The sequence below is a fragment of the Xanthomonas sp. 3307 genome, assembly GCF_014199735.1.
GTDB classification, from domain to species: Bacteria; Pseudomonadota; Gammaproteobacteria; order Xanthomonadales; family Xanthomonadaceae; genus Xanthomonas_A; species Xanthomonas_A rydalmerensis.
This window is the reverse complement of sequence record NZ_JACHOG010000005.1, coordinates 253,793-273,082: the sequence shown is the minus strand read 5'-3', so window position 1 is coordinate 273,082 and position 19,290 is coordinate 253,793. Positions and strand designations below refer to the sequence as shown.

Annotated in this window: 16 protein-coding genes; 8 read left to right on the top strand and 8 right to left on the bottom strand. The window is 69.6% G+C overall.

From position 1 onward, the window contains the following. Nucleotides 1–85 precede the first annotated feature (85 nt). Nucleotides 86–1,237 (top strand): phospholipase A, encoded by a 1,152-nt coding sequence (locus GGR64_RS14165; RefSeq protein WP_160969448.1) that lies wholly within the window; start codon nt 86–88, stop codon nt 1,235–1,237. Nucleotides 1,238–1,495: 258 nt separating this feature from the next. On the opposite strand, the gene GGR64_RS14160 is transcribed toward GGR64_RS14165, so the two are convergent. From GGR64_RS14160 to GGR64_RS14145, 4 genes are all read right to left on the bottom strand, one after another. Then, nucleotides 1,496–3,550 carry a TonB-dependent copper receptor gene (locus GGR64_RS14160; RefSeq protein ID WP_184646618.1) on the bottom strand — a complete coding sequence of 685 codons (2,055 nt, stop codon included), beginning with the start codon at nt 3,548–3,550 and terminating at the stop codon, nt 1,496–1,498. A 35-nt stretch (nt 3,551–3,585) separates the two neighbouring features. Then, nucleotides 3,586–3,975, bottom strand: coding sequence for a DUF2946 domain-containing protein (locus GGR64_RS14155; RefSeq protein WP_260303025.1), 390 nt, complete (start codon nt 3,973–3,975; stop codon nt 3,586–3,588). Between the two features lie 333 nt (nt 3,976–4,308). Then, complete coding sequence (locus tag GGR64_RS14150; protein ID WP_184646614.1) at nt 4,309–4,944, bottom strand: glutathione S-transferase family protein; 636 nt, start codon at nt 4,942–4,944, stop codon at nt 4,309–4,311. Nucleotides 4,945–5,053: 109 nt separating this feature from the next. Further along, nucleotides 5,054–6,574: a fumarate hydratase gene (locus GGR64_RS14145; protein WP_184646612.1), complete on the bottom strand. Its 1,521-nt coding sequence runs from the start codon at nt 6,572–6,574 to the stop codon at nt 5,054–5,056. A gap of 101 nt (nt 6,575–6,675) precedes the next feature. On the opposite strand from GGR64_RS14145, the gene GGR64_RS14140 reads away from it, so the two are divergent. The 3 genes from GGR64_RS14140 (at nt 6,676) to GGR64_RS14130 (ending at nt 9,303) form a co-directional block, all read left to right on the top strand. Then, on the top strand, nt 6,676–7,557 hold the full coding sequence (locus GGR64_RS14140; protein WP_184646610.1) for an RNA polymerase sigma-70 factor: 882 nt from the start codon (nt 6,676–6,678) through the stop codon (nt 7,555–7,557). A gap of 84 nt (nt 7,558–7,641) precedes the next feature. Next, complete coding sequence (locus GGR64_RS14135) at nt 7,642–8,082, top strand: carboxymuconolactone decarboxylase family protein (RefSeq protein WP_184646607.1); 441 nt, start codon at nt 7,642–7,644, stop codon at nt 8,080–8,082. A gap of 318 nt (nt 8,083–8,400) precedes the next feature. Beyond that, nucleotides 8,401–9,303 (top strand): arginine deiminase-related protein, encoded by a 903-nt coding sequence (locus tag GGR64_RS14130; RefSeq protein ID WP_184646606.1) that lies wholly within the window; start codon nt 8,401–8,403, stop codon nt 9,301–9,303. A 701-nt stretch (nt 9,304–10,004) separates the two neighbouring features. Here the strand turns inward: GGR64_RS14130 and GGR64_RS14125 are convergent. Beyond that, a complete protein-coding gene (locus GGR64_RS14125) occupies nt 10,005–10,265 on the bottom strand; it encodes a hypothetical protein (RefSeq protein ID WP_160969458.1) in 261 nt (86 codons plus the stop codon). Nucleotides 10,266–10,414: 149 nt separating this feature from the next. Between GGR64_RS14125 and GGR64_RS14120 the strand changes: the two genes are divergently transcribed. The 3 genes from GGR64_RS14120 to GGR64_RS14110 all read left to right on the top strand — a co-directional run bounded on the left by GGR64_RS14120 (nt 10,415) and on the right by GGR64_RS14110 (nt 13,605). Continuing rightward, the gene (locus tag GGR64_RS14120; protein ID WP_184646604.1) at nt 10,415–12,298 is read left to right on the top strand and encodes an ABC transporter ATP-binding protein; all 1,884 of its coding nucleotides are present in this window, start codon (nt 10,415–10,417) and stop codon (nt 12,296–12,298) included. Nucleotides 12,299–12,323: 25 nt separating this feature from the next. Continuing rightward, nucleotides 12,324–12,722, top strand: a complete 399-nt coding sequence (locus GGR64_RS14115; protein WP_184646602.1) for a hypothetical protein — start codon at nt 12,324–12,326, stop codon at nt 12,720–12,722. 103 nt (nt 12,723–12,825) lie between these two features. Beyond that, nucleotides 12,826–13,605 carry a ferredoxin--NADP reductase gene (locus tag GGR64_RS14110; RefSeq protein ID WP_184646600.1) on the top strand — a complete coding sequence of 260 codons (780 nt, stop codon included), beginning with the start codon at nt 12,826–12,828 and terminating at the stop codon, nt 13,603–13,605. A 260-nt stretch (nt 13,606–13,865) separates the two neighbouring features. On the opposite strand, the gene GGR64_RS14105 is transcribed toward GGR64_RS14110, so the two are convergent. Next, nucleotides 13,866–14,357 (bottom strand): glutathione peroxidase, encoded by a 492-nt coding sequence (locus GGR64_RS14105; protein ID WP_184646598.1) that lies wholly within the window; start codon nt 14,355–14,357, stop codon nt 13,866–13,868. Nucleotides 14,358–14,690: 333 nt separating this feature from the next. Here GGR64_RS14105 and GGR64_RS14100 point away from each other — a divergent pair, with 333 nt between their 5' ends. After that, the gene (locus GGR64_RS14100; protein WP_184646596.1) at nt 14,691–16,877 is read left to right on the top strand and encodes a M3 family metallopeptidase; all 2,187 of its coding nucleotides are present in this window, start codon (nt 14,691–14,693) and stop codon (nt 16,875–16,877) included. 181 nt (nt 16,878–17,058) lie between these two features. Here GGR64_RS14100 and GGR64_RS14095 read toward each other — a convergent pair whose 3' ends face one another. Continuing rightward, nucleotides 17,059–17,844 carry a hypothetical protein gene (locus GGR64_RS14095; RefSeq protein WP_184646594.1) on the bottom strand — a complete coding sequence of 262 codons (786 nt, stop codon included), beginning with the start codon at nt 17,842–17,844 and terminating at the stop codon, nt 17,059–17,061. A gap of 104 nt (nt 17,845–17,948) precedes the next feature. Continuing rightward, nucleotides 17,949–19,250: a S8 family serine peptidase gene (locus GGR64_RS14090; protein ID WP_260303024.1), complete on the bottom strand. Its 1,302-nt coding sequence runs from the start codon at nt 19,248–19,250 to the stop codon at nt 17,949–17,951. Nucleotides 19,251–19,290 lie beyond the last annotated feature (40 nt).

Here is a 19,290-nt window from a genome sequence, read left to right as displayed (position 1 = left end):
GTCGTCACTTCCTGTATTTTCGCTGCCGGCCATTCACCCCGGCAGCGCACCACCCGCCCGCGCCGCCCGTTGCAGCGAGAACCGCATGTCCCACCGCCAGGTCCGCCCCCTGTTACTGCTGTCGATCGCGGCCGTGCCGCTTGCACATGCGCAGGAAGTCCTGCCCACTCCCGCCTCGCCGGAAGCCTGCGTGGCCATCTCCAGCGACGCCGCCCGCCTGGCCTGCTACGACCAGGCGCTGTCGCGCCGGACCGCCGACCCGCAGGCGGCCGATGCCGCCGCGCAGGTCGCCAGCGAACGCCAGAAGCAACAGCTGGACGCCAGCGTGCCGGAGGATGCCGGCGTCGCCGAGCGCACCCGCCAGCGCGCCGCCGCGATCTTCAAGCAGGACCGCTACGACAGCACCATCGCCAATGCCGGCAAGGGTTCGCTGCTGGACAGCCGCTGGGAACTGGCCAAGGACTCCAAGCTGGGCACCTTCCAGCTGCGCGCCTACAAGCCGGTGTACCTGCTGCCGGCGTTCTGGACCAGCAAGAAGAACGAGCTGCCGTCCTCGCCGAACCCGGTCAACACGGTGACCACCGCCGAACCGCTGGACAGCGTGGAGGCGAAGTTCCAGCTGAGCTTCAAGACCAAGATCGTGGAGAACATCTTCGGCGACAACGGCGACCTGTGGGGTGCCTACACCCAGAGCTCGCGCTGGCAGGTCTACAACTCGGAGCAGTCGCGCCCGTTCCGCGAGACCAACTACGAGCCGGAATTGATGCTGGTGTTCCGCAACAACTACAGCCTGTTCGGCTGGAAGGGACGGATGACCGGCATCCAGCTGACCCACCAGTCCAACGGCCGCAGCGATCCGCTGTCGCGCAGTTGGAACCGGGCAATGCTCAACATCGGCCTGGACCGCGACAACTGGGCGCTGGTGCTGCGCCCCTGGTACCGCATCCCGGAGAGCCGCAAGCAGGACAACAACCCGGACATCGAGGACTACATGGGCCGTGGCGACGCGACCCTGATCTACAACCGCAACGGCCACGAAGTGGCGCTGATGGCGCGGCACTCGCTGCGCGGCGGCGACCGTTCGCACGGCGCGGTGCAGTTGGACTGGGGCTTCCCGATCAGCAACCTGCTGCGCGGCCATGTGCAGGTGTTCGACGGCTACGGCGAGAGCATGATCGACTACAACCACCGCGCCACCTACGTCGGCGTAGGCATCTCGCTGCTGGAATGGTTCTGAGCCAACGCCACGCCTGAGCGGCACGCGCGGCGCCCGACTGGCGGGCGTCGCGTGTGCTGGTCGCGCATTCCGCGCGCGACCCGCGGACGTCTGGATTGCTGCAGTCACGACGGACGCAGGCAGCGTTGAAGTTTTTCGTATGCGGCGCCGCCTCGATGAGAGCTGCATGCGTTGTGCCTGGGCGCACATAAGCGCCCTACCCCGATGGCGGCGCAGTCGCCATGCGACCGCGCCCACCGATCGCCGATCGCCGATCGCTCAGAACCGGTAGTTGCCCTTCAACCACAGGTTGCGGCCCGGTTCGGCAATGCGCACCGGATCGGCCGGAAAGCCGAAGTCGGCGCTGCCGGCGAGGTTGAGATGTTCGCTGTAGCGCCGGTCGAACACGTTGTCGATGCCCGCGCTCAACCGCAACGCCGCGCTGACCAGATAGCCACCGCTCAGCCCCAGCGTGGCGAAGCCGGCACTGCGGCCGAGGTCGCGGCCGACCACATTGCCCTGGTCCAACGCCACCCGTCCCTGTCGCGCGACCGCGCGCAGCAGCGCACCGGCCGACCAGCGCTGCCCTTCCCACTCCAGCCGTAGCCGCGATTCCAGCGGCGGCATCTGCGGCAACGGCGTGCCGTCGCTGCGGTTCTCGCCCCAGGCATAGGCCAGCGTGCCGCCGAGGGTCAGACCCTGCCGCGGCTGCCAGTCCACTCCCGCCTCGGCGCCGGCAATGCGCGCGTCGACGTTGTCGACACGGGTGGTAGTGCCCATCATGCCGCCGTCGGCGTAGGTGAACAGGATGAAGTCCTGCACCCGCCCGGCATAGGCGGAGACCCAGCTCTGCACGGTCGCGCCACGGTACTGCAGGCCGAGGTCGAGCTGGGTGGTGCGCTCGGGACGCAGCCCGGCGAACGCATTGGCCGCGCCCATCGGGCCCATGTCGGCCGAGAACAGTTCCCAGTAGTCGGGCATGCGTGCGCTGCGGCCGAAGCCGGCATACCAGACGGTGTCGGCCGAGAGGTTGCGTTCCACGCGCAGGAAGCCGCTGCCCAGGTCTTCGCTGCGCGTCTGCCCGGCGGTGGGATTGGGCATGCCCATCATGCCGACGCTGCGGCGGGTGTCCTCGACCTGCGCGCGGTCTAGGCGCAGGCCGGCGATCCAGCGCTGCGCCGTGCCGGCACCGAAGGTGGCTTCGGTAAAGGCGCCGAGGTTGTCGAACCGCGCGTCGGTGCGCCACGGCAGGCTCCGGTACACGCCCTCGCCGCTGGCGCTGCGGTCGCGGTGGCGGCTTTGCTGGGTATCGACGCCGGCCTGGACCACGATCTGCTCCCAGCGCCACTCCGATTCCACGCGCCCGCCGCTGGTGCGCCGGTCCACGTTGGAGGCCATCGGCATCGGCATCGCCGACTGCGGGTTGGGCCGGCGCAAGGTGTAGTTGTCCATGACGTGGTCGGCGTCGTTGACATAGGCATTGGCGCGCAGCGCTTCCCAGGCACCGGGCAGGCCGGTGCGCTCGAAGCGCGCGGCATAGCTTCGGCGGCGGAACTGGACGCCGTCCATGCTGCGCCCCGCGTAGCGGGCCAGACCGTCACCGGTGCCGGCGGAGAGTTCCAGCACGGTGTCCGGATCCGGGGTCCAGCCGACCGCGGCATCGGCATTCCACTTGCGCCAGCGCGACGGCACCACCGCGTCATCGCCGTCGCGGTAGTCGCCGGACTCGGAGCGGTTGGCGTCCACGCGGGCGTAGCCGCTGCGGTTGCCGCCGCGCAGGTCGAGGGTCTGGTCGTTGCGGTTCCAGGAGCCGACCAGCGCGCTGGCTTCGCCTTCCAGCGTGGGCGCGGCGTAATGCGGGGTGTCGCGCTCGAAGCGCACTGTGCCGGCGGAGGCGCCGGGTCCCCAGCGCACGGTCTGCGGGCCCTTGACGATGGTGAGCCGGTCGAAGGTTTCCGGGGCGATGTAGGACAAGGCGTTGTCCATGCGCGCCGGGCAGGCCCCGACCAGGGTGCCGTCGTTGCTGAGCACGTTGAGCCGCGAGCCGAACATGCCGCGCAGCACCGGATCGCCGTTGGTGCCACCGTTGCGGATCGCGGCGAAGCCGGGCACGGTCTTCAGATAGTCGGCGCCGTCGCTGGCCGGCACAGGCTGCCGCGGCAGTTTCGGATCGACCGTCCAGGTCAGCGGCGCGACCGGCGCGGTGGCGGTCACCTGCATCCGGTCGAGGGTGGTGGCATCGGGCGTCTCGGCGTGGCCGGCGGCGGGAAACAGGCTCGCGAGGATGCAGCACGACAACGCCGCCCGCGCGGGCGACGGCAGGAACTGAGGCATGAGGTGAACTCCAGAAAAGAACGGCGCCGGCGCGCCTAGCGCACCGGAAACAGGAGAGCGTTCTGGAGAACAACTGGCGGCCCGCGTGCGGCGTGCGCGCGCCAGCGCACGGCGGCATGGACACGATGGCGCAGCAGCGTGGTGGCCCTCGGCGCCGGCAGCGACGCGGCCAGCAGCAGGACGATCGCCAGCCACGGCAGCAGCCGCGCGGCGAGCACGCAGTAGTCGCAGGCGGCATGGTCCGGGCCATGGTCGCGCTGCGCGCCCGACGCGTCGTCATGACCAGCGTGGACGGCAGCGTGCTGCGGCAGCACGTCCGCGGCGGCCTGCAACCCGGCCGCCGTGCACATCGGCACCGGCAGGCTTGCGGCCTCCAGCAACCGGCTGGCCACCGGCGCGACCACCAGCAACAGCGCGGCCAGCAAGGCGGGCCAACGCATCAGGCGGCGCAGTCGGGCAGGAGCACGGAGGGCGGACACCGCGTCATTCTAGGCGGCAGCGCCGACAACGAGCCGACCGCGGTGCCGGGTGCGACAACGTGACGCAGGATGGGGACGGCAAACCACGCGAGCGGTCAGCGCAGTGCCTGTTGATCCGCGCGTCGTTGGTTCGACTCCAATATAGAGCGCAAGACGAAACCGCTTGCGCAGCTTCCGCGAGCGCTGTTTCGTTGCCGCAGAAAACTGCCGGAAAAACCCGATAGCCGACGCCAGGCAATGCAGCCGCCGTCGCTTCCGATCAGCGCACCCGCACCCTGCTCACACCCAGTCGGTAATGCCTTCCCGCCGATAGGTCTCGTGGAACGCCGGGCGCGCCTTCATCCGCTCGGCCAGGGCCTTCAGCGCCGGCCAGCTGTCGGTGGGCCGCGGCATGTTGCGCGACCAGCGCATCAGCATGACCAGCACGAAGTCGGCGGCGCTGCAGTGCTCGCCCAGCAGGTAGGGGCCGCCCTGCTCCAGGTGCGTGGCCACCTCGTCCCAGGCTTTTTCCAGGAATGCGCGGGCGCTGGCGCGCACGCGCTCGGCGTTGTCGGCGCCGGCCGGTTCGTCGGGATAGAACCAGTCGCGGTAGGCCGGCATCAGGGTGTAGGCGCCGAACAGCATCCAGCGGTAGTAGGCCGCGCGCTCGGGGGTGCCGGGCGGCGGCGCCAGGCCGGCGTGCGGATAGAGGTCGGCCAGGTGCATGGCGATGGCGACCGATTCGGTCAGCACCTGCCCGTCCAAGACCAGGGTCGGCACCCTCCCCTGCGGGTTGATCGCCAGGTACTCGGGACGTTTCTGCTCCTGGCGCTCGAAATCGAGCATACGCAGTTCGAAATCGACCTGCAGTTCGATCAACAACCAATGCACGACGAATGAGGCGGTACTGGGCGAGCCGTAAAGCACGATGGACACGACGCTTTCCCCGGAGGCGGAACCAGCGCCGATTATTGCCGCGACGCCGGCGCGCCGCCAGCGTCGCGCAGAACGCCGGCGTCCTCGCCGGCGTTCGCGGTACGGCCGATCAGGCCTCGACCACCACCGGGATCTTGCCGATGCGCGCCTGCCACTCGCGCGGGCCGGTCTTGTGCACCGACTCGCCGCTGGCGTCGACCGCCACGGTCACCGGCATGTCCTTGACCTCGAACTCGTAGATCGCCTCCATGCCCAGGTCTTCGAACGCCAGTACCTTGCTGGCCTTGATCGCCTTGGACACCAGGTAGGCCGAGCCGCCGACCGCCATCAGGTACACCGCCTTGTTGTCGCGGATCGCGGCGATCGCCGCGTCGCCGCGCTCGGACTTGCCGACCATGCCCAGCAGGCCGGTCTGCTCCAGCATCTGCCGGGTGAACTTGTCCATGCGCGTGGCGGTGGTGGGGCCGGCCGGGCCGACCACTTCGTCGCGTACCGGATCGACCGGGCCGACGTAGTAGATGAAGCGGTTGGTGAAGTCCACCGGCAGCGTCTCGCCGCGGTTGAGCATGTCGATCATGCGCTTGTGCGCGGCGTCGCGGCCGGTCAGCAGCTTGCCGTTGAGCAGGATCGTCTCGCCCGGCTTGAAGCTGGCCACGTCCTCGCGGGTGATGGTGTCCAGGTTCACCCGGCGCGCGTTGGTCGGGTTGTAGGTCAGCTTGGGCCAGTCTTCCAGCGAGGGCGGATCCAGCATCACCGCGCCGCTGCCGTCCAGGGTGAAGTGCGCATGGCGGGTGGCCGCGCAGTTGGGAATCAGCGCCACCGGCAGGTTGGCGGCGTGGGTCGGGTAGTCCTTGACCTTGATGTCCAGCACCGTGGTCAGGCCGCCCAGGCCCTGCGCGCCGATGCCCAGCGCGTTGACCTTCTCGTACAGCTCCAGGCGCAGTTCCTCGGCACGGTTGGACGCGCCGCGGGCCTGCAGGTCGACGATGTCGATCGGCTCCATCAGCGCTTCCTTGGCCAGCAGCATCGCCTTCTCGGCGGTGCCGCCGATGCCGATGCCGAGCATGCCCGGCGGGCACCAGCCGGCGCCCATGGTCGGCACGGTCTTGAGCACCCAGTCGACGATGGAATCGGACGGGTTGAGCATGGCGAACTTGCTCTTGGCCTCCGAGCCGCCGCCCTTGGCCGCGACGATGACGTCGACGGTGTCGCCGGGGACGACCTTCACGTTGACCACCGCCGGGGTGTTGTCCTTGGTGTTCTGGCGCTTGCCGGCCGGGTCGGCCAGCACCGAGGCGCGCAGCTTGTTGTCCGGATGGTTGTAGGCGCGGCGCACGCCCTCGTTGACCATGTCCTCCACGCCCATGGTGGCGTCGTCCCAGCGCACGTTCATGCCGATCTCGAGGAACACGGTGACGATGCCGGTGTCCTGGCAGATCGGCCGGTGGCCCTCGGCGCACATGCGCGAATTGATCAGGATCTGCGCGATGGCGTCCTTGGCCGCCGGCGACTGCTCGCGCTCGTAGGCCGCGGACAGGTTCTTGATGTAGTCGACCGGGTGGTAGTAGCTGATGTACTGCAGCGCGTCGGCGACGGACTGGATGAGGTCTTCCTGCTTGATCGAGGTCACGGCTGGCTCTGCGGCTGGCGGGGGGAAACCCGCCCATTTTAGGGCAAAGTGGCGGCCCCGCCCGGTGTCACGCCGGCACGCCCTGTTCCGTCCTGGTCGTCATGACCCACGATCCGACCTTCGAATCCCACCGCGCCAGGCTGTTCGGCCTGGCCTACCGCCTGCTCGGCAGCCGCGCCGACGCCGAGGACACCGTGCAGGACGCCTGGCTGCGCTGGCAGGCCAGCGACCGCGGCGCGATCCGCGACGCCGAAGCCTGGCTGGTGACCGCCACCACCCGGCTCGGCCTGGACCGCCTGCGCGCGGCGCGCAGCGCCCGCGTCCACTACGTCGGCCCGTGGCTGCCCGAGCCGCTGGAGATCGCCGACGACGCCGACCCGGCCGAGCGCCACGACCGCGCCGAACAGGTGTCGGTGGCGTTCCTGGCGTTGCTGGAGCGGCTGAACCCGCACGAGCGCGCGGCGTTCCTGCTGAAGGAGGCGTTCGACTACGACTACGCGCAGATCGGCCGCGCCCTGGAACGCAGCGAGGCCGGCTGCCGGCAACTGGTGCACCGGGCGCGCGAGCGGCTCGGCCAGGGCCAGGCGCGCTTCGCGGTCACCCCCGAGCGCCACCGCCAGTTGCTGGAGCGCTTCCTGCACGCCTCGCAGCGCGGCGACCGCGCCGCCATCGCCGCCTTGCTGCATGCCGACGCGCAGTTGCGCTCCGACGGCGGCGGCAAGGTCACCGCCAGCCTGCGCCCCTTGCACGGCGCCGAGCGCATCGGCCGGCTGTACTGGGCGCTGGCGCGGCGCGACCTGGGCCTGCAAACGCGGATCGGCACGGTCAATGGCGAACCGGCGATCCTACGCTTCCTGGGGTCACGCCTGCAGTCGGCGACGCTGTTGCTGATCGACGGCGAGCGCATCGCCGAGGTGCTGACCCTGATGAACCCGGACAAGCTGCCGGCCCCGACCGCGCCGCCTGCAGCCAGCCGCGAATGACCTGCGGCGGCGCTGTCACGCCGCGACGCATAGGTGCGTCCTGGAGGGGAAGGCGGCCACGGTGGCCGCCATGAGCGACCCACCATGCACTTCCATCGCATCGACTACACCCGCCACGAACCCGAAGCGTTCCGTGCCCTGCTGACCGCCAGCCAGCACGTGCACGATGGCGTGCTCGGCAGCGCCCTCGCCGAACTGGTGTTCCTGCGCGTCTCCCAACTCAACGGCTGCGCCTACTGCATCGACATGCATGCCAGCGCCCTGCGCAAGGCCGGCACCGAGCCACGCAAGCTCGATACCCTCGCCGCCTGGCGCGACAGCCGCTTCTTCGACGCACGCGAGCGCGCCGCGCTGGACTGGGCCGAAGCGCTGACCACGCTGCCCGCCGGCGCGCCGCCGCAGGCCGTCTACGACGCGCTGGCGGCGCAGTTCGATCCGGCCGGGATCAGCGCCCTGACCATGGCCGTGGCGGTGATCAACGCCTGGAACCGGCTGGGCGTGGGTCTGCAGCCGGCGCTGCCGTAAAGGCGCTGCGCGCCGGGATTGGGGATTGGGGATTGGGGATTGGGGATTGGGGATTGGGGAATCGGGAATCGGGAATCGGGAATCGGGAATCGGGGGCAGGATCGCGTAGTCGGCAAGGATGCGTGGCGTTTCAAAACTCCCGGTTGCTCGCCGCTGGACCACGACCACGCACGCCGACGCCAGCAGACCCGCAGCGCGCGCGGTTCTGCTTGCACGAATCCCCAATCCCGAATCCCCAATCCCGCCACCAGTCCGCCGACATGTCCTCGCAACACGGCGCCGCTAGCGTGGCGCGCATCCCCGACGCGGAGTGCGCGCATGATCGAGAACGTCCTTGCTGGCGGCCTGGCCGACGAGACCGACCTGGCCCTCGCCTCCCCCGAGCCGCAGTTCCGCAGCGCCGCCGGCCATGGCCACCGCCTGCTGATGTGCGCGCCGCAGCACTTCGCGGTGGACTACGTGATCAACCCCTGGATGGAAGGCAACGTCCACGCCGCCAGCCGCGAGCGGGCGCAGGCGCAGTGGAACGCGCTGGTGGCCGCCGCCGAGGCGGCAGGAGCGCGCGTCGACTGCATCGCCGCCGCCCCGGGGCTGCCGGACATGGTGTTCAGCGCCAACGCCGGCCTGGTGCTTGGCGACCGCTTCGTGCCCAGCCGCTTCCGCCACGCCGAACGCCGTGGCGAGGAAGCCTTGTTCACCGCCTGGTGTCGCCAGGCCGGGCTGCGCATCCGCGAACTGCCGGAGCAGGTGTATTTCGAAGGCGCCGGCGACGCACTGCTGGACCGCGGCGCACGCCGGCTGTGGATGGGCCACGGCCACCGCAGCGACCTGGCCGCCGCGCACGAACTGACCGACCTGCTGGACATCGAAGTCGTGCCGCTGCGCCTGGTCGACGCGCGCTTCTATCACCTGGACACCTGCTTCTGCCCGCTGCGCGACGGCTACCTGCTGTACTACCCGGCCGCGTTCGATGCCGACGCGCAGCAGGCGATCGCCCAGCACATCCCGGCCTCGCGGCGCATCGCCGTCGGCGAGGCCGACGCCCTCGCCTTCGCCTGCAACGCGGTGGACCTGGACGACACCCTGCTGCTCAACCGCGCCTCGCCCACGCTATGCGCCGCGCTGGCCGCGATCGGCTACCGCGTGGTGCAGACCCCGCTGGACGAATTCCTCAAGGCCGGCGGCGCCGCCAAGTGCCTGACGCTGCGGCTGGACGAATAAGCCAAAGATGCTCCCGTGAGACGCAGAATCAGCCACTCTCCCATCGGGAGAGGGGTTGGGGTGAGGGTACGACCGCCATGGAACGCCTGGCGGTAGCAAGCATTTCGAGGCTTCGCCCGCACCCTTATCCGCCCCTGCGGGGCACCTGCTCCCGCAGGGAGAAGGGAAGCGCTAGCCCCTCTCCCACCGGGAGAGGGGTTGGGGTGAGGGTACGGCCGCCACGGAGCGCCTGGCGGTAGCAAGCATTTCGAGGCTTCGCCCGTACCCCCATCCGCCCCTTCGGGGCACCTTCTCCCGCAGGGAGAAGGGAAGCGCTAGCCCCTCTCCCACCGGGAGAGGGGTTGGGGTGAGGGTACGGCCGCCATGGAACGCCTGGCGGTAGCAAGCATTTCTAGGCTTTGCCCGTACCCTCATCCGCCCCTTCGGGGCACCTTCTCCCGGCGGGAGAAGGAAAAAGCGCTCGCCCCTCTCCCACCGGGAGAGGGGTTGGGGTGAGGGTACGGCCGCCATGGAACGCTTGGCGGTAGCAAGCATTTCGAGGCTTCGCCCGTACCCTCATCCGCCCCTTCGGGGCACCTTCTCCCGGCGGGAGAAGGAAAAGCGCTCGCCCCTCTCCCACCGGGAGAGGGGTTGGGGTGAGGGTACGGAGACGCCGCATGACATGGCGCCGCGCCGGACAGGCCAGCCGCAACCAGCCCCCATCAGCACAGACCGAGTACCGCATCGAGCACATCGCGCCACAACTGTTCGAGATCGATGCCGCCGCGCCCGCCGAACAAGCGAAACAGGCTGTAGCCGATCGCGAAAGCCACATACGACAGCGTCAACACCAACACGGCGGCGTTGCCCCACAGCAGCAGCGCGGTGGCCACCAAGGCGAAAATCGTGCAGCCCAGCAGTTCGCGCCACGACGGCATGTGCGCACGCAGGCGGGCAAATGCAGGCGCGGCAGGATCGGACATGGCAACGGCCTTGGCTGGACATCCACGATGCTAAGCCACTCCTCGTCTTCAGACATCGCGCGCCAGCCACCGGCGTCAGCGCCGGTGCAGCCTCGGCCCCGGCGCAGTCCACACTCCCCGCGCACGCCCGCCCCCGGCACAATGCGCCGATGGCATCTACCTCCCCTTCCCATGGCGGCGCCCGCACCGCGCCCGCCACCGGCCCAAGCCTGCGCGAGCGCTTCGACGCGATGCGCAACCTGCCGCCGTTCCTGCGCCAGATCTGGCAGACCAGCCGCTGGCTGACCCTCAGCAGCATCGGCCTGCGCGTGATCCGGGCGCTGCTGCCGGTGGCCTCGCTGTACGTGGGCAAGCTGATCATCGACGAGGCCATCCACCTGGTTGGGCAATCGCCCGGGTTCGACTCGCTGGGTCAGGCCCTGGCCAGCGGCCGCCTGAACCGGCTGCTGGAATTGCTGGGCCTGGAGCTGGCGCTGGCGATCGCCTCGGACCTGCTCGGGCGGTTGGTCAGCTATGCCGACACGCTGTTGTCGGAGCTGTTCAACAACACCACCAGCGTGCAGTTGATGGAGCATGCCGCCCAGCTGGACCTGGAGGATTTCGAGGACCCGGAACAACAGGACCGGCTGGACCGCGCGCGGCGCCAGACCATGGGCCGCATGAACCTGATGAGCCAGTTGTTCGGCCAGGTGCAGGATGCGATCACCGTGGCCAGCTTCGCGGTCGGCCTGCTGGTGTACGCGCCGTGGCTCATCGCCCTGCTGGCGGTGGCGCTGGTGCCGGCCTTCATCGGCGAGGCGCACTTCAACGCGCTGGGGTATTCGCTCAACTTCCAGTGGACGGCCGAACGCCGTCAGCTCGACTACCTGCGCCAGCTCGGCGCCAGCGTCGAGACCGCCAAGGAAGTGAAGATCTTCAACCTGCACAACTTCCTGATCACCCGCTACCGCGCCCTGGCCGACCGCTATTTCCAGGCCAACCGCGCGCTGGCGCGCAAGCGCATGCTGTGGGGCACCGTGCTGGCGGCGCTGGGCACGCTGGGCTACTACGGCGCCTATGGCTACATCGCCTGGCGCACCGTGCGCGGCGATTTCAGCATCGGCGACCTGACCTTCCTGGCCGGCAGCTTCCTGCGCCTGCGGCAGTTGCTGGAAGGTCTGCTGATCGGCTTCTCGCAGGTGGCCGGGCAGGCGTTGTACCTGGACGATCTGTACTCGTTTTTCCGCATCGTCCCGGAGATCCGCAGCCGTCCGGGCGCGGTGCCGGTACCGCGGCCGATCGTGCAGGGCTTCGTGTTCGAGAACGTCGGCTTTCGCTACCCGGACGCCGAGCAGTGGGCGGTGCGGCACCTGGATTTCGCGCTGCGCGCCGGCGAGGTGCTGGCCCTGGTCGGCGAGAACGGCGCCGGCAAGACCACCCTGGTCAAGCTGCTGGCGCGGCTGTACGACCCGGACGAGGGCCGCATCCTGCTCGACGGGCGCGACCTGCGCGACTACGACCTGGACGACCTGCGCGCCAACCTGGGGGTGATCTTCCAGGATTTCGTGCGCTACCACTTCAGCGCCGGCGAGAACATCGGCGTCGGCCAGGTCGACGCGCTGGACGACGCGGCGCGAATCCGCGCCGCCGCGCAACGGGCGATGGCCGCCGAGCTGATCGACGGCCTGCCGCAGGGCTACGCGCAGGTGATCGGGCGCCGCTTCAAGACCGGCGTGGACCTGTCCGGCGGGCAGTGGCAGAAGATCGCCATCGCCCGCGCCTACATGCGCGACGCGCAGGTGATGATCCTCGACGAGCCGACCGCCGCGCTGGATGCGCGCAGCGAGTTCGAGGTGTTCCAGCGCTTCAAGGAACTGTCCGACAACCGCACCGCGGTGCTGATCTCGCACCGTTTCTCCAGCGTGCGCATGGCCGACCGCATCCTGGTCCTGGCCGATGGCCGGATCGAGGCCAGCGGCACCCACGACGAACTGATGGCGCAGGGCGGCCGCTACGCGGAGCTGTTCGAACTGCAGGCCGCTGGGTATCGTTAGCCTGTCCGCCCCTTCCGACACCGCCATGCTCCGCACCCTGTCCTGCCTGTTCGCCGCCGCCCTCGCCGTCCCGGCACTCGCCGCTCCCGCCGCGGACACGCCGGCGCCTTCCGACTACGCCGCGGCCAAGACCCTGGCCGACCGCGACGAGGCCGCCCTGCCGGCGGCCATGCAGGAGCGCCTGCAGACCCTGCAGCGCGCGGCACTGGACGAGGGTGTAGCCAGTTGCGCCACGCCGCGTCCGGACACCTCGCCGTTCACCGTGGTGGTGCAGGTGCAGGCCGACGGCAGCGTCGGCGCCAGCTGGCGCAACGGCACCACCCCGCTGGCGCTGTGCCTGGAGCGCTTCCTGCGCCAGCGCCCGCTGCTGGCACCGCCGCAGGCGCCGCTATACCTGTCCTACGAGGTCTCGTTCGAGAAGTAAGCCGGATCGCGTGATCGGCACCGGGCCACAAATGAGATTTGATCTCATTTGAGCCGGCATGGGGTAGAATGGCCGCCGTTCCTTCCCCATCACGATCAACGGCATGTCTTCCGCTTTTGGCCCCGAAACGGTGCTCGATGTCCGCCACTGGACCGAGGACTACTTCAGCTTCACCACCACCCGCAACGACGGCTTCCGCTTCGACAACGGCCAGTTCGTGATGATCGGCCTGGAGACGGAGACGCGGCCGCTGCTGCGCGCCTACTCCATCGCCAGCGCCAACTGGGAAGAGCAGCTGGAGTTCTTCAGCATCAAGGTGCCGGACGGCCCGCTGACCTCGCGCCTGCAGCACATCAAGCCCGGCGATTCGGTACTGGTCGGCAAGAAGCCCACCGGCACCCTGCTGATCAGCGACCTGCACGCGGGCCGCCATTTGTACCTGCTGGGCACCGGCACCGGCCTGGCGCCGTGGCTGTCGGTGATCAAGGACCCGGAAACCTACGAGCGCTTCGACAAGGTGATCCTCACCCACGGCGTGCGCTTCGAGAAGGATCTGGCCTACCGCGACTACTTCGAGAAGGAACTGCCGCAGCACGAGTTCCTCGGCGAGACCATCCGCGAGAAGCTGCTGTACTACCCGGCAGTGACCCGCGAAGACTTCCGCAACCGCGGCCGCCTTACCGAGTTGCTCGAGAGCGGCGAGATGCAGCGCACCCTCGGCCTGCCGCCGCTGAACCCGGAACACGACCGCGCGATGATCTGCGGCAGCCCGCAGATGCTGGCCGACCTGCGCCACACCCTGGACGCCCGCGGCTTCGTCGCCTCGCCGCGCATCGGCTCGCCGGGCCACTACGTGTTCGAGCGCGCGTTCGTCGAGAAGTAACGGCGCTGCGCGTCTCCCGTCGTAGGAGCGGCTTTAGCCGCGACAGGCTTTACCGGTAAAGCGCATCGCGGCTGAAGCCGCTCCTACCGGCATAAGCGACATGGCGGCAGGCCAAAGCGCAATAGTGGCGAAATCGTGTGTGGGAAGGACTTCAGTCCCGACGCGTTCGAGTCAAAGGCGTCGGGACTGAAGTCCCTACCACAAGGGCAAGGCAACCACCCCGGCATTCGGGACCACGCCGGGCGTTTGCGGTCGAATCGTCAGCCCAGCGCCCGCTCGATATCGGCCGCCAGCGCTTCCGGCTTGTCGGTCGGCGCATAGCGCGCCAGCACCTGGCCGTCGCGGCCGATCAGGAACTTGCTGAAATTCCACTTGATCGCGGCGATGCCGAGCAGCCCGGATTTCTGCTGCTTGAGCCAGCGCCACAGCGGATGCGCGCCGTCGCCGTTGACCTGCACCTTGGCGAACATCGGGAAATCGACGTCGTAGCTGAGCGAACAGAACTGGCGGATCTCCGCGGCATCGCCCGGTTCCTGGTGGCCGAACTGGTCGCAGGGAAAGCCCAGCACCACCAGTCCGCGCTCGCGATAGCGCTGCCACAGCGCCTGCAGCCCGGCGTACTGGGGCGTGAAACCGCACTTGGAGGCGACATTGACGATCAGCAGCACCTTGCCGGTGTACTCGGCGAGCGGCTGCGTCTGCCCGTCCAGCGTGGTCGCGGTGAAGGCGTAGGCGGTGGTCGGCGTGTCCATGATTCCTCGTGCTGCGGCGCGCCGCGGCGGCGCTGGTTCGACGCGATCCTACGCGGTGCCCGCACGCGTCGCCAGCAGGCCGGACTACACGCGCAAGCCAGCATCGCAGGCGCTCGCGCGGACAAGGCAACACACTGCCAGCGCAACACCCATGCAACCGCCTTCACCGGCGCAGCCGCGCATGAGAGCGCACTGCATCAAGGTTCACGCCAAATGCCGCAAAGCCCTGAGAAACAAGCGTCGATGCTGCAGCGCTCCCATGGCTTTCGTCACAGGCCACGCCTGCTTGCCTGGGGTAGCCTGCCCGATCACCATGATTGCGGATACCGCTTGATGACCTCTCGCCTCGCCCTTGCCCTCGCCGCCACGCTCGGACTCGCCATGCCCGCCTACGCCGCTCCAGCCACCACGCCCACCGCCGCCACGGCGGCCACGCAGGCCAACCCGTTCTTCGCCGAGAGCCCGCTGCCGCTGCACTACCCGCAGTTCGACAAGATCAAGGACAGCGACTTCGCCCCCGCGTTCGACGCCGGCATGGCGCAGCAGTTGAAGGAAATCCAGGCCATCGCCGACCAACAGGCCAAGCCGACCTTCGACAACACCATCGTGGCGATGGAGAAGAGCGGGCAAGTCCTGGACCGCGCCACCACCGTGTTCTTCAACCTGGTCGGTGCCGACACCAACGACACCCGCAAGCAGTTGCAGGCCGAGTACGCCGGCAAGCTGGCCGCGCACCGCGACGCGATCGCGCTCAACCCCAAGCTGTTCGCGCGCATCCAGACCCTGTACGACACCCGCAACCAGCTCGGCCTGGACGCGGAGGGCGTGCGCCTGATCGAGAAGTACCACAGCGACTTCGTCCGCGACGGCGCCAAGCTCAACGACGCGGACAAGGCCAAGCTCAAGGCGATGAACGCCGAGCTGGCCGAACTGGGCACCAAGTTCAGCCAGAACGTGCTGGCCGAAGTGAACGCCGCCGCGGTCGTGGTGGACGACGTCAAGCAGCTCGACGGCCTGTCCGATGCGCAGATCGCCGCGGCCGCCGAAGCGGCCAAGGCGCGCAAGCTCGACGGCAAGTACGTGATCGCCCTGCTCAACACCACCGGCCAGCCGCCGCTGGCCCAGCTCAAGGACCGCGCGCTGCGGCAGAAGATCTACGAAGCCTCGGTGTCGCGCGGCAGCCACGGCGGCCCGTACGACAACACCGCGCTGGTGTCGCGGATCATGACCCTGCGCGCCGACCGTGCCAAGCTGCTCGGCTACCCGAACCACGCCGCCTACTCGCTGGAAACCCAGACCGCCAAGACTCCCGAAGCGGTCAACGCCATGCTCGGCAAGCTGGCCCCGGCCGCGGTGGCCAACGCCAAGCGCGAGGCCGCCGACCTGCAGGCGATGATCGACCAGGAACAGAAGGCCGCCGGCAAGCCCAGCTTCAAGCTCGAAGCCTGGGACTGGGCCTACTACACCGAGAAGGTGCGCCAGGCCAAGTACGACTTCGACGAGGCCCAGCTCAAGCCCTACTTCGAACTGAAGAACGTGCTGGAAAATGGCGTGTTCTACGCCGCCAACCAGGAGTACGGGCTGACCTTCAAGCAGCGCACCGACCTGCCCACCTACCGCGACGACGTGCTGGTCTACGACGTGTTCGACGCCGACGGCAGCCAGTTGGCGATCTTCATCGCCGACATGTACGCACGCGAGTCCAAGCGAGGCGGCGCGTGGATGAGCTCCTACGTGTCGCAGTCGGCGCTGACCGGCGACAAGCCGGTGGTCGCCAACCACCTCAACATCCCCAAGCCGCCGGCCGGCCAGCCGACCCTGCTGACCTGGGACGAAGTCACCACCGCGTTCCACGAGTTCGGCCATGCGCTGCACGGCATGTTTTCGAACGTGAAGTATCCATACTTCTCCGGCACCAGCGTGCCGCGCGACTTCGTCGAGTTCCCCTCGCAGGTCAACGAGATGTGGGCCGACGATCCGGCCATCCTCAAGCACTACGCCAAGCACTACCAGAGCGGCGCGCCGATGCCGCAGGTGCTGCTGGACAAGGTGGTGGCCACCGCCAAGTTCAACCAGGGCTTCGCCACCACCGAGTACCTGGGTGCGGCGATGCTGGACCAGCGCTGGCACCAGCTCAGCGCCGGCCAGGTGCCGCCGGCATCGGACGTGATGGATTTCGAGGCCAAGGCGCTGGCCGCCGACGGCATCGCCTATGCGCCGGTGCCGCCGCGGTACCGCACGCCGTATTTCAGCCACATCATGGGCGGCTACGCGGCCGGCTACTACGCCTACATCTGGTCCGAAGTGCTGGACGCCAACACCCAGCAGTGGTTCAAGCAGCACGGCGGGCTGAGCCGCGCCAACGGCGACCGCTTCCGCAAGACATTGCTCTCGCGCGGCGGCAGCGTCGATGCGATGCAGTTGTTCCAGGACTTCGCCGGGCACGCACCGCAGATCGAACCCTTGCTGGAGAAGCGCGGCCTCAACGCCACGCCGGCGGCGACGCCGAGCGCGCGCTGAGGCGCATCGCGGCCTGGCCCACGCGGCCGTGCCGCCACCTCGCGACGACATCGCGGCGGAAGACACCCGCGACCAACCGCAAGACGCAACACGCACGACGCCCGGCCCAGCCGGGCGTCGTGTTTTTCAGCCTGCTATTTCAGCGGCGACACGCAGTGCGCCGCGTGCAGTCCGCAAGCGGCTACTGGCCGTTGCCGGAGGCATCGACGCTGACGCCCAACGAGGCCGCGCCGCCGGCCTGTCCCTGCGCCTGACCGGTGCCGGCCTGCGCACCGCCCTGGCCGCCCGCACCCGCCTGGCCCGACACCGACCCGCCACGCGTGCCTGCGCTATGAGACGCGCTGCCGCTGGCCGCACCAGTGGCATGGCCGCTCCCGGACAGCGCCGGCACCGTGGGCAGACCAGCACCGTTGACGGCACCGTTGCTACCGCCATTGCCGGCCGCATTCGCCGCGCCCGCACCGTGACCGGCCATGCCATCGACTGCACCAGCGGCATTGCCAGCCGTGGACAACGTCGCAGTGGGATTGACCGCGCTGCGCGCCGCGCCGAGCGCAGCATTGGCCTGGCCCATCGCGCTACCGGCCGTATTCCGTGCCGCCGCATTGCCGCTGGCGGCAGCGTTGCCGGCCAGCGTCCGGCCCTCGTTCACCGCGGTGCCCGCGCGCTGCGCGGCACCGTCCGCCGTGGCCGCGCCACGCGCCGCCGCCCGCTGTGCCGCCATCCGCGTACGCTGCGACTGTTGCTCGATGCCGCTGCGCGCCCGATCCAGCGGAACCCCGGCGTCCAGGCGGCCCGCCCCCATTCCGTTGCCGCCGAGGCTGCCGCCCCCCAGGCCGCCCAGCGTGCCGTTGACGGCACCGCCCACGCTGCCCGCGCCGCCCAGCACCTGCGCGCCGGCCACACCCGGGGTCAGCGCCACTGTCGCCACCAGCACCGCGCTCGCCAACAGAGTCTTGCCGTTCATCGCGTTCTCCTCATGACGCCGCAGGCCATCTGCGGCTCTCACCTGGTCCTACGTGTCGAACGGCGCAGAACATCCCGGCCGGGATCGGCGCAGACAGAATGCGTTCAGCCGCCCGGCGCGCGCTGCAGCGGCAGGTCCGCGCCGAGCAGCCCGGCGCCGTATACCGGATCGGCGCCAGGCGCACCGAGATCGCGCGCCTGCGCCTGCAACTGGGCACGCACCTGCGCGGCCGCCTGTGGATCCGGCTGCGGCAACGCCTGCGCAGCAAGCCGCGCTACCAGCGGCGCGGCGAACGACGTGCCGCGCTGCGTCTGCCAACGGCCCTGCGGCGCCGCGGCGATCAATTCGCCGACCGCGGCGAAGGCCACCTGCGGTCCTCGCCCGGCCTCCGGCAACACCCGCGCACGCGCATCCACCGCGGTGACGCCAATCACTCCGGGATAAGCGGCCGGATACAGCGGCGGTGCCGCCGGGCCGTCGTTGCCCACCGCTGCGACCAGCACATGGCCGCGCGCGAGCATGCGCTGCACGGCGAGCTGCAAGGCGCGGTTGGGGCCGCCGATCAGGCTGATATTGATCACCGGCACCTGCTGCTGCGCCATCCACGCCAACGCGCCGACCAACTCCACCACGGTGCCGCCGTCGGCCTGCCCGCAGTAGATATCGGCCGCATACAGCGTGCGCGCGAACGGCCCGTGCGCCACCGCGCGGCCGGCCAGCAGCGAGGCGACCGCCGTGCCGTGCGGCTGCGCGCGCACCTGCCCGCCGCAGCCCCAGGTCTGCACCTGCACGCCGGCCAGCGCCGGATGCGACGCGTCCACGCCGCTATCGATCAGGCCGACCACGAATCCGCCCGCCGCAGCGCTTGCGGCTGCCGGTGCCGCGGGCGCGCTGGCAGGTGCTGGTGCTGGTGGCGTCGCGGCCGATCCGCTGTAGACGTGGTTGTAGTCGTACTGACCCTGCGGATCGCGCTCGCGTAATTGCTGCAACGCGCGGCGCGTGGACAGGCCCGACGGCACCTGCAGCACCACCAAGCGTAGGCCGAATTCGCCGAAGCTGCGCTGCTCCAACACGGCGAAGCCGGCCGCCTGCGCCGCCTGCAACGCGGCTGGGTCCGGCTCCAGCGCCACCACCTGCCCGCGCATCACCACGGCGCCGCCCTCGTCGCGCTCCAACCCACGCGGATCGCTGCGCAGCAGCGCCTGCAGGCGTTTCAGGCGCAGCCGTTCGAGATCGCCACGCGCGTCCTGCATCGACTGTCCCAACCGATCCATGCCGCTGTGCACGCCCTGGGTGACGTCCTGCACCAGCCCGCCCGCCGATGGCAGCGCCAGCTGCGCCAATGCCGGTGTCGCCACCGCCAGCAAGGCCGCCGCCATCCAGCGCATTCGCCTACCCGTCGCCATGCCCCCCGCTCCGTCGCCCGCCCCTGTTGGCGTGCCACAC